The organism is Fibrobacter sp. UWR4, assembly GCF_003149045.1.
Taxonomy (GTDB): domain Bacteria; phylum Fibrobacterota; class Fibrobacteria; order Fibrobacterales; family Fibrobacteraceae; genus Fibrobacter.
This window is the reverse complement of the sequence record NZ_QGDU01000027.1, coordinates 1-16,866: the sequence shown is the minus strand read 5'-3', so window position 1 is coordinate 16,866 and position 16,866 is coordinate 1. Positions and strand designations below refer to the sequence as shown.

The 16,866-nt window shown below is 48.0% G+C and carries 12 protein-coding genes and 1 pseudogene; 4 read left to right on the top strand and 9 right to left on the bottom strand.

What is annotated here, in order from left to right:
* Nucleotides 1–47: 47 nt before the first annotated feature.
* From BGX12_RS11260 to BGX12_RS11240, 6 genes and pseudogenes are all read right to left on the bottom strand, one after another.
* Nucleotides 48–2,366 (bottom strand): carbohydrate-binding protein, encoded by a 2,319-nt coding sequence (locus tag BGX12_RS11260; protein ID WP_109736159.1) that lies wholly within the window; start codon nt 2,364–2,366, stop codon nt 48–50.
* Between the two features lie 207 nt (nt 2,367–2,573).
* Nucleotides 2,574–3,428, bottom strand: coding sequence for a carbohydrate-binding protein (locus tag BGX12_RS15825; RefSeq protein WP_233246376.1), 855 nt, complete (start codon nt 3,426–3,428; stop codon nt 2,574–2,576).
* 33 nt (nt 3,429–3,461) lie between these two features.
* Nucleotides 3,462–4,869 (bottom strand): annotated as a pseudogene (locus tag BGX12_RS15820) (family 43 glycosylhydrolase); the annotation flags it as partial.
* 245 nt (nt 4,870–5,114) lie between these two features.
* Entirely contained in the window at nt 5,115–6,407 is a 1,293-nt protein-coding gene (locus tag BGX12_RS11250) for a carboxypeptidase-like regulatory domain-containing protein (RefSeq protein WP_109736158.1), read from the bottom strand.
* Nucleotides 6,404–7,267, bottom strand: a complete 864-nt coding sequence (locus tag BGX12_RS11245; RefSeq protein WP_109736157.1) for a DUF4423 domain-containing protein — start codon at nt 7,265–7,267, stop codon at nt 6,404–6,406. The genes BGX12_RS11250 and BGX12_RS11245 overlap by 4 nt, the downstream gene beginning before the upstream one ends.
* A 200-nt stretch (nt 7,268–7,467) precedes the next feature.
* Nucleotides 7,468–8,403 (bottom strand): LysR family transcriptional regulator, encoded by a 936-nt coding sequence (locus tag BGX12_RS11240; protein ID WP_109736156.1) that lies wholly within the window; start codon nt 8,401–8,403, stop codon nt 7,468–7,470.
* Between the two features lie 185 nt (nt 8,404–8,588).
* Between BGX12_RS11240 and BGX12_RS11235 the strand changes: the two genes are divergently transcribed.
* The 4 genes from BGX12_RS11235 (at nt 8,589) to BGX12_RS11220 (ending at nt 13,140) form a co-directional block, all read left to right on the top strand.
* The gene (locus BGX12_RS11235; RefSeq protein ID WP_158278228.1) at nt 8,589–9,887 is read left to right on the top strand and encodes a helix-turn-helix transcriptional regulator; all 1,299 of its coding nucleotides are present in this window, start codon (nt 8,589–8,591) and stop codon (nt 9,885–9,887) included.
* 54 nt (nt 9,888–9,941) lie between these two features.
* Entirely contained in the window at nt 9,942–11,279 is a 1,338-nt protein-coding gene (gene bioA / locus BGX12_RS11230) for an adenosylmethionine--8-amino-7-oxononanoate transaminase (RefSeq protein ID WP_109736154.1), read from the top strand.
* 100 nt (nt 11,280–11,379) lie between these two features.
* Complete coding sequence (locus BGX12_RS11225) at nt 11,380–12,294, top strand: hypothetical protein (RefSeq protein WP_109736153.1); 915 nt, start codon at nt 11,380–11,382, stop codon at nt 12,292–12,294.
* A 54-nt stretch (nt 12,295–12,348) separates the two neighbouring features.
* Nucleotides 12,349–13,140 carry a 6-carboxyhexanoate--CoA ligase gene (locus tag BGX12_RS11220; protein ID WP_109736152.1) on the top strand — a complete coding sequence of 264 codons (792 nt, stop codon included), beginning with the start codon at nt 12,349–12,351 and terminating at the stop codon, nt 13,138–13,140.
* Here the strand turns inward: BGX12_RS11220 and BGX12_RS11215 are convergent, their stop codons facing one another.
* The 3 genes from BGX12_RS11215 to BGX12_RS11205 are packed head-to-tail and all read right to left on the bottom strand — an operon-like array spanning nt 13,141 to nt 16,713.
* Nucleotides 13,141–13,716 carry a hypothetical protein gene (locus tag BGX12_RS11215; RefSeq protein WP_109736151.1) on the bottom strand — a complete coding sequence of 192 codons (576 nt, stop codon included), beginning with the start codon at nt 13,714–13,716 and terminating at the stop codon, nt 13,141–13,143.
* Between the two features lie 20 nt (nt 13,717–13,736).
* Nucleotides 13,737–15,896, bottom strand: a complete 2,160-nt coding sequence (locus BGX12_RS11210) for an FISUMP domain-containing protein (RefSeq protein ID WP_109736150.1) — start codon at nt 15,894–15,896, stop codon at nt 13,737–13,739.
* Nucleotides 15,883–16,713, bottom strand: coding sequence for a TIGR02147 family protein (locus BGX12_RS11205; RefSeq protein WP_109736149.1), 831 nt, complete (start codon nt 16,711–16,713; stop codon nt 15,883–15,885). Before BGX12_RS11205 ends, BGX12_RS11210 begins: the two co-directional genes overlap by 14 nt.
* Nucleotides 16,714–16,866 lie beyond the last annotated feature (153 nt).

The window sequence follows — 16,866 nt, the reverse complement described above, 5'->3', positions numbered from 1 at the left end:
CTCGGGTTCCCGAGGAGCTTCCTGTTTGGATGTGTTATAGAGACTTTTTAGCGGGCTACACGCACCTTGGAAACCATGCCGGTTGCCTTATTGCGAATCAAGTTTACGCCCTGAGCGTTCTTAGTGTCAGCAGATTTCTGCCACTTGCTTGCAGCTTCCACCATAGTAGAGGCGATTACACTTGCAATCTTGTTACCATGGATGTCAAAGACTTCGAACACGGTCTTGCCCTGAATATCCAGCTTCATGCTCTGACCAAGAATCGCATCCTTAGTGGAATCATCCGGACTGGGATTCACAACAGTCGGGATAGAATCCTGAGGAGGATTAATGGGCAGATCGTCCTTCGCATCCTTACCTTCGACGAAATTGATGTAGTCGATATCGAACCAGTCGGCGGTTGCGGTAAAGCGGAGGACATGTTCACCTGCAGTGAGGCTAACATTTGCACTTACCTTGTTGTAGTCATCGAAGTTCTGTTCAGCCCCTTCTTCCTTCTTGGCTGCAGGAACCTTCACCTCTTCGGTAATGTCCTTGCCGTCCATGGAAAGCTTGAAGGAAGAGCCTCCGTCGGAAGCTACAGCGGCAAACATGGTGTAATCGCCAGCCTTTGCAACGTTCACGGTATATTCCAGCCATTCATCCTTCTGGATGTAGCCCACCACAATGCGGTTGTTGGACTTCTTGTAAAGATCAACGGACGGAGCGTCTTCCTTACGGTAGTCGCTATCGCCATGATTTTCTTCGTCATTTTCACTGTAGGAAGCATATTCATCGCCACGGCCAGTACCCGGCACGTCGAAATCTTCCATCTGAATGGTGCCAGGAATAGCCCAGGCCTTGCCGCCAAAAGCCTTCTGCGGTTCCGGAGGAGTCTTGCCGCTGCCTTCGAAGCCCCAGCCCTTGATAGCCATGGTAGAATCCTGAGAGCCCTTGAATACCAAGAACAACTGTTCTACAATGCCAGAGAGTCCATCCACATCGCAGGAGGTTTCTGCAAAGGAAGTCTTGGAACCAGTCTTCTTCAAGGTACAGGTACCAGCAAGAGTACCTGTTGCAGAGCCCTTGCGGATTTCAATCTTGTTGTTGTCGGCGGTACTTGCTGCTTCTACGGAGAAGCCTGTTGCACCCTTACCGAAGTCAACACCGGAAACACGAATCCAGGATTCGCTGCGGCTGGCGAGAGGAAGCAGAAGGCTTCCGGAAACCTTGCCAGGAGCATAAAGAGAACGGCTGCGAACGCCCTTCTGCTTGGAGCTGGTGAGAGCCGGATACCAGTCATAGGGATCGAAGTTTTCAATCTGCTTCGGGCCTTCGTTGGTACAAACCACCTGCTTGATGGTACCGTCGGCATTGTAGAACATTTCGTCTACAGAAACACTACGGTGATAACCCGGATCCGGATTGGGCCTACCGTCATCGGCAGGAATAATTTCAAGACCGTCATGGCCCTTGGCAATACGGCGATCATGATAAACCACATAGGAATGGCCCTTGAATTCGGCAATACCGTGATGATTGTTGTTGCCGTTGATGCTCTTGCCATTCATGCTGGGGTCGCCAAGAATAGTACCCTTCCAGGTGAAGGGACCCATGGGGCTAGAACCCATACCATAGTCGATGGTAGGTGCACCCTGCTGCCAGCCGGTACTGTAGGAGAAATAGTAAGTACCCTTGTGCTTATGGATGTAGGAAGCTTCCAGCATCTTACGGGTAGAAAGACCATTCACTTTCACATGGGAGCCATTACCCACCGGAGCATCCTTGGCGTCATTCAGCTTCACCACGTCAAAGTTGTCGGTATTCGGGCGGCTAGCGCTTTCGCCACCACCCCATGTTACATAGGTGGTGCCGTCGTCATCGATGAAAATACCCGGATCAAAGCACCAGGAAACGCCATCGCAGCCTATAAGTCCGTTACGACCGCCCACAAGTTTGTCGCTACCTCGGCCAACCGCATTGGACCAAGGACCAGCCATGCTGTCAGCCTTGATATAGCCAATGCCGCCACCACCGCCATCGGGGAACACAATATAGAGCTTGCCAGTCTTGGAATCAGCGGCAATGCCTGCAGCCCAAATGTCATTGATACCGCTCACCTGGCGGGCATCATAAATGATGCCGAAGTCGGTCCAGTTCTGCATATCCTTGGAACGGAAACCATAGAGAGCTTTAATATTATAGCCCGTTGCATTATAAGCAGCCGGATCATCGGAGTCCGTAATGATATAGAAGTATTCATCATCGGCGGCCGCACCGGGGTCTGCCAAGTAATGATAGGTAGAAATCGGGTTGTAGGCAAATGCCGTAGAACCCAAGCCAAAAGCAGCCGTAAGAGCTAAAGCACCCTTAAAAATCTGTTTCATATGTCATCCCATATTAGGATTCTGCACCACACAGAATCTCCCGCTTATAAATTACCCAACATTTAACCAAATATTCCTAGTCAAAACACACTTACTATGGACAATTTGACAATGACATCCTCAAAACACAAGAAAGCCCCCCGACTGTCGGGAGGCTTCTTAAAACGAGAGAGAACGACTTTTAAGTCTTAGGTGCACCCACAGGAACTACTTGGAAGTGCTTACCATCATCTGCCTGGAGCCATTGACCTGCTTAAGCATATAAACACCCTTGGCAAAGCCGGCGGACTTCAAAGCCAGAACGGCACCAGTGCCTTCGAAACGAACAGAACCCAGCTTGTGGCCCTGAAGGTCGAACACATGGTATTCAGCGGAAGCGCCAAGATTCAGACGAAGATCTGTGCGCAAACCTATTGCCAGAGGATCCTTGTCAGAAGTATCTGCGGGAACAACAACCTGTTCACCAAGAGGATTATCATCCTCGGAATCCTTGCCCTTCACCAGGTTGAAGTAGTCAAGGTCGAACCAGTCTGCAGCTGCAGTGATGCGAATAATGTTCACGCCTTCCTTCAAGGTAACATTGGTAGAAACCTTGTTGTAGTCATCATAGTTTTCTTCTTCGCTAGAGGAAGTTGCTGCAGGAACAGTAACTTCGCCAGCCTCATCGCCATTGACGGAAACCGTGAGGCTTGCACCGCCATTAGAAGCGGCCGCAATGAACATGGTATAATCACCAGCGGCAGCGGCATTCACGGAGTATTCAAGCCATTCTCCCTTTCTGATGTAACCAACCACGGTCTTCTTTTCGCTCTTCTTGTAAATATCTACGCCGGTACCGTCGCGATACTTGGAGCATTCGGCTTCCTTGCCGGCATCGGTGCAAGAATGGTTGTCGGTATCGTCTTCGTAGTAGGAGTCGTTGCCTGCGCCATAGCCCGGATCGTCAAAGTCTTCGGCCTGCACAACACCCGGAACCGGCCAGGGAGTCTTGGAAGCATTGTGAGCGGTCTGGGGTTCAGGTTCACGCTTGGCGCCCTGGAATTCCCATTCCAGAATGCCCATGGTAGAGTCCTTGGCGCCCTTGAACACGAAGAACACCTGATCCACAACGCCGGAAAGGCCCTTCATTTCGCAATCGTTATCGGTATAGGCCTGCCAGCCGCTGGTCTTTGCAAGTTCGCAAGAACCTGCCAAAGTACCGGTTTCGCTGCCAATGCGGATTTCCACCTTGTTGTTTTCGCCAACGTTAGCGGCCTTGATGCGGAGGTTTTCTGCACCCTTGCCAAAGTCTACGCCAGTGACGCGGATCCAGGAAGTCTTGGTTCCCAGCGGAGTCAGCACATGCTTTACGGGCTGGCCCTTGGTCCAGTCGGTACGGCTGCGGACGTTACGCTGCTTGGAGCTGGTAAGAGCCTTGTAAGTGCGGTAGGGATCGAAATTCTTGATCTGCTTAGGTCCTTCGCGGGTGAAGGTCAGCTGATTCATCTTGTCGCCATTCCAGGTCAACTCATCGATGGAAACACTACGATGGTTTTCCTTGTTGGGACTGTTGGTGCAAACGCCCGCCTGGGTACAGGAACCCGGATGTTCGTCTGCAGTAACCAAGCGACGATCGTGATAAACGGCGTACCACTTGCCCTTGAATTCAGCAAAGCCCTGATGGTTGTTACCACCTTCGTTATGGGCATCAGGTACTGCGGCAATGCCCGGAATCACGGTACCCACGAAAGTATAAGGACCCGTGATGCTGTTGGACATGCTGTAATCAATCTTCTGGGGCAGAGTATTGAAACTCAGGTAATAGGTGCTACCCTTCTTATGAATGTAGGGTGCTTCGAAAGAACCGGGGGCAGAAATTCTCTTAAGGGAATTCTTATCTACGGTAATCTTACCATTATTATCCGTAAACTTGACAATATCCAGGTTGTTTCCATACTTACGGTCGTTGTTTTCACCACCGCCGAAAATCACATAGCCGGTACCATCTTCTTCAATGAAGATACCCGGGTCAAAACAGTGAGCGATCTGATCGCACCCACCAATAACGCTGGAACCATAGTGGGCGGCAATGTATTCTACGCCGTGAGTTTCCTTGATAGGATCACGATAGGGGCCGGCAATATCGTCGGCAGAAATCATACCCACACCGCTGGCGCCATTGGGGGTACACAATGTAAATACGGCCCTTATGGACGGCAATGCCGGAAGCCCAGGTGTTGTTAGGATAAGTACCGAACTCACGCTTGGAACGGAAAATCATGCCATGGTCAGTCCAGTTCTTCATATCTTCGGATGAGAACGCATTCAGACCCACAATATCATAGTCGTAGTTCTTTTGAGGAGAATAGTCATCCACGTCAGTCAGGACGTAGAAAGTATCACCATCGGAAGCGGCAGAGGGGTCAGCCAGATAATGATAGGTAGAAAGGGGATTATCGGCCAAGCCGAACGTGACAAGACCTGCAGTAAGGCAGGCGCCACCTACTTTTTTAAAAATATTCATAAAAAACACATCCACAATTGAGACGGACTATTCCGCCCCATCTATAATCTAATCCCCATAACCCATATTTCATATAAGCATTAAAAAAGTCCCATGGACAGATTGTCCATAGAACCATAAAAGTACAAGAAGAATTTCAGGGGGCGGAGCCCCTGCATCCAAACATTCAGGAAAGGGTCCAGGGGGCGAAGCCCCTGCATCCAAACATTTGGGAAAGGGGTCCAGGGGGCAAAGCCCCCTGCATCTTATAACGGTCGGTCGAAGTCCTCAACTCCGTGGAACTCGATGTCGTCAATCCAAATTTCCTTGGATTTGCCACCACCAAAGATATTGAAGTTGGTGATATGGTCCTTGACCGCATTCCAACCCAGGTTGCCACCGTTTGTATCGGTAGAATCCCTGAAGTCAGCCGGGGTAACCACGATGCGCTTCCACTGATTGTTCACATTGATGTGAGCCCAAGCCTTACCTTCGATGAGACCCGCAGCGCTATCCGGTTCATCCAGAAGGACGTCCATGGAAACGCTAATCCACTGGGTTGTATCGTTATCGACGGTACCGCGTGCCCAAAGCACAATGGAATCCAGGCTAGAGAAGTCCTGCATTTCAACAAATCCGTAACCCATGAGAGCCCAGCTATACAGGGAGTCATTGGAATATACGAAGTGAGCGGCCTTACCCTCGCGACCCTTACCAGCATCGTCAGCAGACAGGTCTGCATTAGAATACTTGGAATAGTTCTTATACCAGCCGGAAACACCATTTTCAAAGTTTTCGAACAAGTATTCAGGATAAACGACGGTGGTGTCCAACGGAGCGGTACCAATCGCAATGTTAGAAGTTTCCTTTTCGGACTTAACACTGGTAGACTTGAAACCGATGTTCTGCAAAGCCTTACGACGATCTTCTTCGTCCCCCATGTTGGAGCCGGCGTCTCTAAGGACATAGCCAACCACATTGAAGGTGCCTTCGGGCAGGGATTCAAAAGTAAAGTTACCCAAAGTATCGGTCTGAGCAACATAATCAACACCCTGGACACCCACACTAGCAGTACGGACACCGTTAGGCAGGTAAACCCTACCAGAAACGGAACCAGGAGCGGCAAGCTTTATTTCGAGAGGATAAAGGGTATCCTTCTCGGTAACAGACACACGAGAGATGGCCTTATCCGTTTCGCCACGAACTTCCACCACATAGCTGGTGGGCTTCATCCTCGCCTTAATGGAGACCTGACCATTGGCGTCGGTTTCCGCATTGAAGATACCGAGCGTGGTATCCATAGCGCCAATGGGGGATTCGCCTTCAACACCATAAGTGTCATCAGTATCACGATCAACATAGCCGGCTACATAGTCAACACGACGGACCAGCACCCGAGCATTGGCTGCAGGAGACCCGTCCCTATTCAGAACGGTAAGTGCAATATCATTTTCTGTCTCGAAGGTCGTACCGGCAGTGTTCGTCGAGCACGCCAGCATGGTCACGCCCAAAGCGGACGCTACCACGACAGATCCAATTTTCCACACCCGTTTCATCATTTAGTCTCCTTTTCGCCAGCCTCCGTCTTATCGGCAGACCCCACGCCACCCTTACGGGCAACCGGGTAGAAGGCCATAGAGAGTTGCATCACCCTATCAGTATTCTTAGCGCTATCAACTCGCTTTTGGACCAGGCGGCGGAATTCTCTCAGCATATCGCGGAGATCATCAAAGCACGCCTGATCGACCGACAGGGTAAGTGTAGAAATATTTCGTTCCTCTGCAGGAAGGTTGTCAATGGAATCACTAGCCAAAGCAAGCACCTGCTTCTGGAATTTGCCAATGGCGGCACGTTTTTCGGGGCCACCAACAGTCAAATGGGCTTCAGTCAGGGCAAGACGGCCAGACGCCATCTTCTTGACAAGTCCCACTTCCAACAAAGTATCGATTGCTTCCTGAGCCTGTGCTTCGGTAATGGGCGGGCAGATTTCACGGGCAATCTGCTTGATATTCACCACGCCGCCATTCAAGTCCAGGTAGGCACGAACAGCAGGAATCCACCAGTTTTCCAGGAGTTTAAGTTCTGCGGCCTGCAGGCTGTGGCGTTCCACATCGCGAAGTGCGAGAGCCTTAGCCATGATTTCTTCGCGCTTAGCCTTGTCCTTGGTAACTGCAGCGGAGAACAACAGGTCAAAATATTCCGCTTCACGGCCAGAGAGGGCCAGGATATCCTTGGCGGCCGGGAGAGCATGGGCGGGGAGATGCTGCTTCTTCTGAAGCACACGGTAGAGATAGCTGGAGTCCAAGCCCAGCTTGTCGCCCATCATACGATAACTATAGAAGGGCATCTCGGCTTTTTTACGGTCGTAATAGTCCTTCAAGAAGTCGCGATAGTCCGCAATGTCAGAGAAAGTAACCATAATTTTCTTCTTCTTTCGTTGTTATATCTTTACAAACATTAAGATAGACTATGCGGACTCGAAAAAATACCAACCCAAACAAATCCTTATGGACATTTTATCAAAACCCAATGTGAATTTCGTCACATTATGGCCTAAAATAAAAAAAAACGGGGTTTTTGGCCCCTATTTTTGCAAATTGCGACGATTTAGAACCCAATTCAACCCCTTGCCGGAGTATAGGCCTGCAGGTATTTCTCCATCTCCTGGATGTAGAACCGGCAAATCGTGCTGAGCATGAAGTTTTTCTTCGTGATATAGCCGATTTCCATGGTACGGTCATCTTCGCCCTTGGCGTCCTTGAAGGGAACGGCCACATAATCGGAACCGTTGATCTCTTCGCTGATAATACCGGAGCATAGCGTATATCCATTGAGGCCCACCATCAGGTTCAGCATGGTGGCACGGTCATTGGCCTTAATCGTCTTGTGGTACTCGTTGGTACTGAGAATCTCTTCGGCGAAGTAATAGCTGCCACTTTCGCTCTGTTCAAAAGAGAGGCACGGATACTGACTCAGGTCATCCAAGTTCACGGATTTTTTCTTTGCCAAGGGATGGTCCTTCCACATGTAGGCGTAAGCATGGCAGTCGATGAGCTTATGGAATTCCAGGTCATGCTCTTTCAATAAATACGTGATGTACTTGCGGTTAAAATCACTGAGATACAGAATGCCGATTTCACTCTTGAGGGCGGCAACATCGTCAATGACGTCCTTGGTCTTGGTTTCACGAATGGCGAATTCGTAATCATCGATATTGTAACGCTTCACCAGATCCACAAAGGACTTGACCGCAAAGGAGTAATGCTGGGTAGAAACAGCGAACTTCTTCTTTTTCTGTTCCGCCTTGCTGTAGTTTTCAAGGACCGTTTCGTAATGATGGTACAGCTGGTTTGCCTGGGCGATAAAGTCTTCACCTTCGGGAGTAAGGGTCACGCCGCGGCTGGAGCGGTTGAAAATGACAATTCCGATTTCCTCTTCCAGGTCGTGAATGGCGGCAGTCAGGGAAGGCTGGGAAATGAACAGGGCTTCGGCGGCCTTGTTGAAGGAACCCACCTTGGCAATACCGATGGCGTAGCGCAACTGTTGAAGGGTCATGGAGACTCCCGATTTAAATATTCAAGCCAAATATAGGATATTGGCGATTCCTATAGGAAATATAGAATAATAGATTTTATTTTCCTATAGACATTGTAGGAATATGTTTAAAATATTCCTTTTCTGCAGATTACGTAATAATCAAGTAAGAAATGTTATTTCCAATTTTGATTAAATTTGGCATAATGGGAGAAGCGAAGAAGAAACAGGAGTTGACTAGCCGTCAGAAGGAGATTCTCAGTCTCCTTCGTAAAGGGTTAACCAACAGTGAAATTTGCTTCGCCCTGAATATCTCTACAAATACCGTCAAGGTCCATCTTGCGAACATCTACAAAATCCTGGAAGTAACCAACAGAACCGAAGCAGTTTCGGTCACCCTGGATTCCCAGGAGTCGCAGGATTCTCAGCAGGAAGTCAAGCTTGCTTTTTGCCATAATGACGATTTCAGTGATTTCCCGCTGGCACACACCCTATTCCTTTCCATCGTCGAGGAATTACAGGGTTGCAGTGTATTCCATATCAAGATTTGCCAAATCGACGAATACAACGACGACTGCGATTATCTGATTAAGTTGGCGACGCCCCAAAGTGAGGAAGAATCCCTGTTCATCGCCTTACAGCAAAAGAATAGCGATGCACTCCTATGGTCCATTCTGCAAAAAATAAAGAGCAGCGAAGACATCAAGCAATACACCGACCAGATTTCCATCCAGCTGTTCCGTCATATCATTCTTTCCGCAGCAGAAACTTACAAGTCTACACCCAATGCGACACCGCAATGGTTGTACACCTCCTGTGCAACCATCATGAAGATGGAAAATCGCAACAAAGCGGAATTTGAAGATTGCGAAAAGAAGTTGCAGGATATTTTTTCCAAAGGATTCCATAAAGACTTTATTTCCGCGGCCCTATCCACAATCTATTACGCGGCATCTACCGAGAACTGGATTGACAACGAAGAGTGCACCCAAAAACTGGGAGCAATCGCCATGGAAATCATGAGAGAGAACCCCTCATCGATTTACTCCCTGTACTCCATGGCGCTCTACAGCATGTTCCTGGGCAACGAAAAAATCGCCATTGATTATTTCGAATCCATCATCCATGTAAATAGCCCCCTGCACATTGTCTGCCGCCGACTGCTTTCCCAGATGTATTCCATCGTAGGCAGAAATAAGGATGCATTAAAGCAGCTCGATTTATACAACCAGCTCATCCCAAGCCCCTTACATCTGCCTTTCCAGTTCGTGGCCAAGGCATTCATCTATTTTATGCAGGGCGATTACAACTCTTGCAAGAAAGTGACGGAACAGATTCTCATGTTCCATCCAGAAATTCCTTATGCAAGGCTTCTCCTGATCGCAAGCAACTTCAAGGACGGCATTCTGGACGACCGTGAAATGCACATTGCCAAATTGTTTGAATACAATCCTGATTTTTCAAAAAAAACACCTGGAACGCTTCATCGCTTGCTTCAAGCCTGAACAAAGAATCCTGATTTCCAGTTGTTTAAGTGATCTCTTTAAAAGTGCGAACCAATGACAAACACCAATTCACTTCTGGCTTTTGACGCAGAACATTTGTGGCACCCCTATGCGGCGTTAAAGAATACTCCCGCACGTTTTTTGGCAAAGTCTGCGCAAGGCACAAAGATCCGCACCGCCGACGGTCTGGAACTGATTGACGCTGTTTCCAGCTGGTGGTGCGTGGCACACGGCCACAACGCGCCAGAAATTACGGAAGCCATACGCAAGCAAAGCGAAAAGTTGAGTCACGTGATGTTCGGCGGATTCACTCACGAGCCCGCCATTGAACTTGGGGAAAAGTTGGTGAAGTTCTTGCCCAAGGGTCTCAACAAGATTTTTTACGCCGACTCTGGCAGCATCGCCGTTGAATGCGCCGCCAAGATGGCAGTGCAGTACCAGTTCGCCTTGGGAAAGCCCGAGCGTTGCAAATTAGTGGCCCTGAAGGGCGGCTACCACGGAGATACCGCAGGTGCAATGGCTTTAAGCGACCCCGATGGAATGCATACGCTGTTCCGCGGAATCATGCCGCAGCATTATTTTGCAGAACGCCCCAACTGCCGCGCCGACGGTGAATGGGACGACCGCGATTTTGTTTCGATGGAACAAGTTGTCAACCAGCACGAAAATGAAATCGCAGCAGTTATCTGCGAGCCCGTTTTCCAGGGCGGAAACGGCATGTGGCTTTATAACGCAGGCTACTTAAAGAGACTGCGCAAGCTGTGCGACGAAAAAGGCATTCTGCTGATCTTCGATGAAATCGCCGCAGGCTTTTACCGCACCGGTCCCAAGTGGGGCATGGATCACACCAAGAGTGCCGATGGAAACTGCGACGGGATTCTCCCGGATATCATGACCATCGGCAAGGCTCTTACCGGCGGCCACATCACCATGGCTGCCTGTGTCGCTTCCGAGAAGGTGGCGGACACCATCACCAACAGCAAGATTTCCGCCTTTATGCACGGGCCCACCTACATGGCAAACCCGCTGGCCTGTGCCGCAGGCATCGCAAGCCTGAATCTGTTTGAAAGCCGCGACTACGCAAAGAACGTCGCCCGAATCGAAAGCCGCCTTCGCGCCAACCTGGAACCTCTCCGCAATCTGGAAAACGCCGCAGATGTCCGTGTTCTCGGAGCCATCGGCTGCCTGGAACTGAAGGCAATCCCCACCAGCGATGACATCCTTCGCGTGATTCGCAAGACTGGTGTGTGGCTCCGCCCCTTCTGTAACTACGTTTACACCATGCCGCCCCTCATCACAAGCGACGCAGAAATCGACCAGATTTGCGAAGCCATCAAGATGATAGGCCAGTGCGAACCTGGCCCCGTAAACGACGACGAATTCCACGAGTAGCCACAAAAGTTCGTGATTCCTTTCACGGACTTTTGCGACTTACATCTTTCCCGTATTTCCCTTCTGAAATAAGTTTATCTTTAAATTAGGAGGAATAAATATGAGTTACAAACAAAATTTCACTTTCATCGGAATGCTCGCACTTATTGCAGGTTTGATAGCCTGTGGCGGCAATGACAATTCCGCAAGTCCAAACAGCACCCAGAATAGTCAATCATCAAACAGCCAGACAAGTTGGGAGGCAAGGCCTTGCGACAAAACCGTTATCGACACGATACGGCATCAAATTACAGTCTATACAGACACCATGTACGATACCACCGAAACTAGTCAACAATACATCAGTTTCGTGTACGAGAAAGATTCCCTTGGAACATTGGACACCTTGACTACGGACACAGTTTCCACCAAATGTTATTTTGATGGAGATAAGGTTACTTCTTGCAATTCATTTAGATTCCTCACAACATATCCCGATCTTGGCCTTCAACCAGTTGTTGTTGTCTATAACTATCCTCAATTAACTCCCATTGACACATGTGACACCTGTCCAAAGATTTGCTACGACCAAGAATTTCTTTACGACACCACATATACCACAAAAACAATCCACACGAACATCATTCATCGAGATACCATTTTCGTTAACTATGGCGAAAACGCTTTAGCAACCAACGTAATTCCCTATAAAGCCGAAGCTCCGAAAGCAGACACTAGCGCCATTCGAGAAAAGTTCAAAGAAATTCCTGCAGACACTACTCTCAATGTTCAAGTTTATGGAACCTTGACCTTTGAAGGGCTACCAAAATCTGCGTTCGCTAATCCACTACCTATCATAGGAATAACAACTTCTTTTCCCATAAATCACTATCCCATAAGCGTCCCAACTCCTAAAATTTACTCGTTTAGTAACGGATTCCATCCAGAAAATGATACCACAATCACCTGGAACTTGATTATTTCTCAGGATGACACCAAAGACACCTTGGCGATTACATCTATTTTCAAAAAATAGCATCGCACAAAATTCAACCAGCCATATTTTTCTAAATTTCAATTTGGAAAAATTATGGATTACTACAGCTTAAAAATGCGCGCCTCCGAAGAGGTCGAGGACGAAACCGCCGAAGTTCTTGCAGACGGAAGTCGCCCCACCCGCGAGCAGCATATTTCCGGTGCAGAACGCATCGTCACTCGTGACGCTGTAGAAGAAGTTTGCCAGGCCATGGTGCGCCGCGCCATGAAACACCCCAAGGGCGATCCCGACAAAATCAACATCAAGATCGAGAAAGTCCCCGAAGAAGAAATCCAGATTCTGGATGCGCTTCCCGTGACCCGTATCGACGTTGACACCTGGCAGGAAGGCCTTGATAAAGCATTCGAGTTGGTTGGAGAAGCTGCGGCCGGTATCCGCGAAAAGCTCCCGGAACTTCTCCGCGCCACCTTCCCCATGCGCGGGGCCATGCTGTACGACATCCGCACCGGCAACCGCCTGGAACCAAACCAGGAACGCGGCGTGCGCGCCACCTACATGGACGCTCTAAAGTCCAACACCGTGGACGCCCGCGAAATCGGAGCCGCCCCCAGCGCCAACAAGAATCATTTTAACGAAGCCATCGTCCTTGCCACCAAGGTGGCAAACGCTCCCGGCATCGTTGCAGAACTTTGCATCAGCGACGACCCCGATTACGTCACCGGCTACGTAGGCAGCCTGGAACTTGGCTACGTCCGCATCATGAAGCTGAAGGAAATGGGCGACCCCAACGGCGGCCGCATTTTCCTCTTTGATTCAAACAAGGCCACCGCCGAAGAATGCATCGACTTCTTGCAAAAGAAAAAAGTGCTGGTGCGCTGCCAATAACTAGAAATATTTTTTCTCCAGTCTTTTGTGTCGCCGGTTGTATTCTTTACGATATTGCAGCTGCTTACGATACACCGGAAATTGCTCCAAAACATCTTCATTGATTTCCAGTTCTTGTTTGGTGATATTTCCATTGTCAAAGTATACATCCATTTCGTCGTCAAAGTCATAGAATAGTGAGTCGACGAATTTATACCCGCCGGTAGAGACCAGGATATCGGGACAATCTTGTCTCACGTTTTCAATAACCACCTGAGTCATACCATACGAAATGTTCTGGTCATATCCACAAATGAAGCCTTTCCAACGATTCTTTCTTTCGTCGAAGATTGGTTTCACTTCCACCAGATGATAGATAAAGAGATTCGGGCATCCCTCATCTTTCTTGTACGGATATACGATGCGACCGGCATACGGACAGATCCATTTCCCCTCGTGGAGAACCGGAATCGTAGAGAGAGCCAGCGCGGTCGAGTTGCCAGACATAGGCACAGCGACCGAGAATTTACCTGGATTGATAAAGTTTCTCGCAAAGATCGCTGATGCTAAAGCAAGGATCACGATGAAGATTTTCATAATTTACACCTATTTAGGAATCAGTCCATCACGCAACGAACGCTCATGCCAATATAGAGAGGTCGGTTGTCTACGCATGTAAAATTTGCAGAATGTCCCAGAAAGCAATGGCGAGGACGTGATTCGCCTTCCTTTCCCGTTGATGTCCAGAAGTAAGCGAAATTTCGGACATCCAAAAAATACCCTTCATTATTTCGCATTCCTGCAGGCATTAGGGAAATTCCAAATTCATCATCAGCTTCATCGCCCCAACCAAAGACAGTTTTCATTTTTTTGTTTTTTGAACCCGTCAAGTTCCTCATAGCAATAAACTCGTCTTTAGTAGGCAAATGCCACCCCACAGGGCACACGCCCTGTAAAGGTTCTTCAACCACCCCTTTTAACACACAAGGGGAATCCGTTCCACATTGAATTCCGTATTCTTTAAACAAACGTACAGAATCAATCGCAGCAGACCAAGTATACAACCTTCCTGTCACGTCACAGTGAGCGCCAACCATTCCATAGCACCAAGAGAGTCCATCGAGTTCTGGCATTGCATCCACATCATAATAGTTCAAGTTCTCCGCCATCCAAACTTGGCCCCCTATCATAGTGGTTCTATAAACATGTCCATCTCTTGAATCCGTCATAGTTCCGTAATCAATATTTTCATTGAAATATGCTTCTTTGGGTAAATCCCAATTCCACCTTTCGGCGGTACTCCATTTTCGGTCAAAACAAACAAGGACTTCATCCCTAGCAAAAACCTCATCATATACAGTAGCGTGTTTAAAATTACGCTTAACAGTACAACCCATTTTCAACTCAAGATCATACTCCGTTGTAGAAGACCGCCAGCCGTCACTTTCATCATACACATAAAGTTTAGCATCACAATCAACAACGACCATTCCATCTTCAGCAGTAGGCCAAGTAGAAATATCACCACTATAGCAATCACTCGAAGAAGAAGCCTCTACCGATGAACTAGAAAATTCGACTGATGACGACATATTTTCGGATGAAGAACTCATATCGTTTGAAGAAGACAACTCTTCGGACGAGGAAGAGAAATCCTCTTTGCTAGAGGAGGATGGCACGACGCTTGAGCTGGATTCCAATACAGAACTACTAGATTCAGTATTTTCCGATGAACTGGATTCATCCTTTTGACTGGAACTGGATTCCTCTACAGTACTAGAACTTGAGTCCTCCAGTCGATGCCAAAACTCGCCCTCGCAAATATAGCTGACGTCGGCATTTTTACTGATTGTATTCTGATTCTTCTTGATTTCGCCTTGGCGTTTCAATTCGCAAAGACCGAGCCCGTAATTATACCACCAGAATCGCATTGCATATTTTTCAAAAGAAGGAACACGGCCAAAGCCCCAATTTTCCACATTCTTGCGAATGCCAGCAAAGCGGTCTTTCAAGCACACTGCTTCCGCCCAGTCCGCAATATCGACTTTCAACTCTTCGTCGTCCCAAGTTCCATCAACAGCAACGTCATTTGCATACAAAGCCAAAAGCTCGCTAAGTTCCGCTTCGCTACGCGCCCCCTGCATCAACACAGAAATGGCCAATAGTGCGGCATCACCTTCGCCACCATTGAAGATATCCATATCTTCAAATTGTGCAAAGTCGCCTGTAATGTAGAACGAAGAGAAAACTTCCTTTTCAGACTGTTCCTTTGCAGCAGAAACATCTTCATCCGATTGAACAAGTTCTCGGATGCGTTCATAAGCAAGATGCGTCAACAGATTTATGTTTACACGGTCGCGATTTTCCAAATCTGTTACAGCATTCAAAGTAATCTGGCTAACGGACTTACTTCCAGTCACTTCATTGCGATAATAGCCATGAGCCTCAAGCAAGGCGTATTGCGATTTCAAATTGATTTTCGAAATGGAAAAATCACCCTTATCGCTGTTTGTCTTTCCAGCAAAACTTTTTCCAGTTTGAATAAAATCAATCCCGTTCAATTCATACAGATGGACTAAAGAACCCGTAAGGAACGGGCCCTTCTGAGATACGCCCGCAACTTCCTTATCCGTAATGGCGATTCCCTTCGTTTCTTCCGTTGCACCACCAGCACCTTTGTCATCTTTATCACCGCAAGACACGATGAGCAAACACAAAAAAATCTGCAGGCAAATAAACCTCAGGAAACCAAATACAGAAGTCTTACTTTTTTTCATGAATTTTTTTGGACAAAGGGAATAGCTGTAAATTTAATCTAAAAACTTGCTCAGTTTCATCGCTTTCTGTAGCAATCGCCACAATTCTACGCCTGCAGCGAGCAAGTTCTTCCTCAATCTTTTTCAGTGCATTACCGGCAAGTCCAAAGGTAACTCCGCTAAAGAGACGATCCGACTCGGGCATTTCATCAAGAGCGTTCAACGCGATCTGTCCCATCTGCCGATGCATATTCTTCACCGCCATGGGAACATTACCGAGGGGTCCCGTAGACAAGAACTTCCCCGTCTGATGATAAAGCCCATTTTCATCCTTGACGAGCAAGCCCTCGTTCAACAAAAAATCAAGAGTTCGGGCAATTTCATCGGCAGTTGTTTCCGGCAAACATTTTTCCGCAATTTGTTCATCACTTGCATTAGGCATAGCCGCAGCAAGTTCACGTATTACAGGATTTCGCCAGGAATCGAAATAGTTGAAATCATTTTTCTTTTGGATGTGTACACGATGTTTTTCGCCAAGAGACATCATCTCCTGAAATATTTTTTCTTTCTTTGAAGGATCCTTGGCATTATCATATTCCACCATCAAGATGAAGTAGCGGTACTTATAGCCCACAAGTTTCATGGCAGCAGCAACCTGCGGAGCACTTTTCGCAGACAAGCGCGTCTTCCGATCGCAAACCAGTTTCAGATAGGAAACCGACGCAAAGCCAGCCAAGGCCGCAAAACGACGCCAGGAGAAATCAGATTCCTTCCGGCGTTCGTCATAATAGTCAAAAATATAGCTGCGATAATCCTGATATTCTATAATGGGCTTCATTACATTTTAAAGATCGCGGATTCTCATCGTCAAGTAAATCCGATCTAGGCTGAAAACAAAAAAAAATCCCTAGAAAGTGAATTCTAGGGATGGTTAGGTTTCTAACTTGCGTTTTCGACCAAGAAAAGGACAAGCGATGAGACTTAACCGAGA

Excerpts from the sequence above, each read along its gene's own strand:
- BGX12_RS11240 (WP_109736156.1), bottom strand. The coding sequence starts at position 8,403 with ATGACCCTTCAACAGTTGCGCTACGCCATCGGTATTGCCAAGGTGGGT.
- BGX12_RS11215 (WP_109736151.1), bottom strand. The coding sequence starts at position 13,716 with ATGAAAATCTTCATCGTGATCCTTGCTTTAGCATCAGCGATCTTTGCG.
- BGX12_RS11210 (WP_109736150.1), bottom strand. The coding sequence starts at position 15,896 with ATGAAAAAAAGTAAGACTTCTGTATTTGGTTTCCTGAGGTTTATTTGC.
- BGX12_RS11220 (WP_109736152.1), top strand. The coding sequence starts at position 12,349 with ATGGATTACTACAGCTTAAAAATGCGCGCCTCCGAAGAGGTCGAGGAC.
- BGX12_RS11235 (WP_158278228.1), top strand. The coding sequence starts at position 8,589 with ATGGGAGAAGCGAAGAAGAAACAGGAGTTGACTAGCCGTCAGAAGGAG.
- BGX12_RS11245 (WP_109736157.1), bottom strand. The coding sequence starts at position 7,267 with ATGGTTACTTTCTCTGACATTGCGGACTATCGCGACTTCTTGAAGGAC.
- BGX12_RS11225 (WP_109736153.1), top strand. The coding sequence starts at position 11,380 with ATGAGTTACAAACAAAATTTCACTTTCATCGGAATGCTCGCACTTATT.
- BGX12_RS15825 (WP_233246376.1), bottom strand. The coding sequence starts at position 3,428 with ATGGGCATTCTGGAATGGGAATTCCAGGGCGCCAAGCGTGAACCTGAA.
- bioA (WP_109736154.1), top strand. The coding sequence starts at position 9,942 with ATGACAAACACCAATTCACTTCTGGCTTTTGACGCAGAACATTTGTGG.
- BGX12_RS11260 (WP_109736159.1), bottom strand. The coding sequence starts at position 2,366 with ATGAAACAGATTTTTAAGGGTGCTTTAGCTCTTACGGCTGCTTTTGGC.
- BGX12_RS11205 (WP_109736149.1), bottom strand. The coding sequence starts at position 16,713 with ATGAAGCCCATTATAGAATATCAGGATTATCGCAGCTATATTTTTGAC.
- BGX12_RS11250 (WP_109736158.1), bottom strand. The coding sequence starts at position 6,407 with ATGATGAAACGGGTGTGGAAAATTGGATCTGTCGTGGTAGCGTCCGCT.